The following is a 1,793-nucleotide window of genomic DNA, read 5'->3' on the forward strand; positions in this document are numbered from 1 at the left end:
CGTCCCCGGGGCCGCACCCTTCCTCAGGCACCTCTCAGGCGAGCGGGCCCGTGACGGCCTCGACGGCGTCCACGAGTCCACCCGAACGAACGAAGGCGTCCGCGGCGGCCAGGTCGGGCGCGAGGAACCGGTCCGGCCCGGGACCCTGCACGCCCGCCGCACGCGCCGCCGCGATGGCGGCCTGGCTGGCCGGCGCCGGGGTCAGCCCGTGGCGCAGCTCGATGGCGCGGGTGGCCGCGTACATCTCGATCGCGACGATCCGGGTCAGGTTGTCGACGGCGGTACGGAGCTTGCGCGCGGCCGACCAGCCCATCGAGACGTGGTCCTCCTGCATGGCGGAGGAGGGGATCGAGTCGGCGGAGGCAGGAACGGCGAGCCGCTTCATCTCGCTCACGAGTGCGGCCTGCGTGTACTGGGCGATCATGAGCCCGGAGTCCACGCCGGCGTCGTCCGCGAGGAACGGCGGCAGCCCGTGGCTCCGGTTCTTGTCGAGCAGCCGGTCGGTGCGCCGCTCGGCGATCGACCCGAGGTCGGCGGCCGCGATGGCGAGGAAGTCGAGCACGTAGGCGACCGGGGCGCCGTGGAAGTTCCCGTTGGACTCCACGCGCCCGTCGGCCAGCACCACCGGGTTGTCGACGGCGGCGGCCAGCTCGCGGGAGGCGACCAGGGCGGCGTGCGCCATGGTGTCGCGGCCCGCACCGGCGACCTGCGGGGCGCAGCGCACGGAGTAGGCGTCCTGGACGCGCGGGGCGGTCTCCTCCTGGTAGTGCCGGACGAGCCCGGAACCCTTCAGGACGGCGGCCATGTTCGCGGCGGAGGCACCCTGGCCGGGGTGCGGGCGGATGGCGTGCAGCTCGGGCTGGAGCACCTTCTCGGTGCCGAGCAGCGCCTCCAGCGTCAGCGCGGCGGTGATGTCGGCGGCGGTGTACAGCCTGCCGAGGTCGGCGAGGGCCATGACCAGCATGCCGAGCATGCCGTCGGTGCCGTTGAGGAGGGCGAGGCCCTCCTTCTCGCGGAGCTCGACGGGGGCGATCCCGGCCTCGGCGAGCAGCTCCCCGGCGGGCCGCACGGTCCCGTCGGGGCCCTCCGCGTCACCCTCGCCCATCAGCGCGAGCGCGCAGTGCGAGAGCGGGGCGAGGTCGCCGGAGCAGCCCAGGGAGCCGTACTCGTGCACGACGGGGGTGATCCCGGCGTTCAGCACGTCGGCCATCGTCTGCGCGACGGACGGCCGGACGCCGGTGTGCCCGGAGGCGACGGTCTTCAGCCGCAGGAACATCAGCGCGCGCACGACCTCCCGCTCGACGCGCGGGCCCATGCCGGCGGCGTGCGAGCGGACGATGTTGCGCTGGAGCTGCGCGCGCAGCTCGGGGCTGATGTGCCGGGAGGCGAGCGCCCCGAACCCGGTGGACACCCCGTAGACGGGCTCGGGCTTCGCGGCGAGCGCGTCCACGATCTCGCGGGCCGCGGCGAGCGCGGCGACGGCCTCGCCGGAGAGCTCCACGCGGGCATTGCCGCGGGCGACGGCGATCACGTCCTCGGCGGTGGCCCCGGACGTTCCCACCACGACAGTGTGCATATCCATATTCAGCACCCTACGGACTGAATCTCTTCATGTCACCCCTCTCAATGCGGCACTCGCACGGCGCGGCCCTGGCGGGCCTTACCGGCTTCGCGCCGCTGCGCCGGACTCCGTCCGGCGGTGGCCGGTCGGGGCTGCCGCCACCGCCGTCCCGGCGCGGGGTCCGGTGGGCGGGTGCGGCTGGGTCTGCCCTGCGGGGCCGGGTCCCCTACCC

The 1,793-nt window shown here is 74.8% G+C and carries 1 protein-coding gene; it reads right to left on the reverse strand.

Features of this window, described 5'->3' with window-relative positions:
- Positions 1-34 precede the first annotated feature (34 nt).
- Positions 35-1,576: a histidine ammonia-lyase gene (gene hutH, locus ACFWNV_RS39685; protein ID WP_383957227.1), complete on the reverse strand. Its 1,542-nt coding sequence runs from the start codon at positions 1,574-1,576 to the stop codon at positions 35-37.
- Positions 1,577-1,793: the final 217 nt, after the last annotated feature.

Source organism: Streptomyces sp. NPDC058401 (genome assembly GCF_042722885.1).
In the GTDB taxonomy this organism is placed as follows: domain Bacteria; phylum Actinomycetota; class Actinomycetes; order Streptomycetales; family Streptomycetaceae; genus Streptomyces.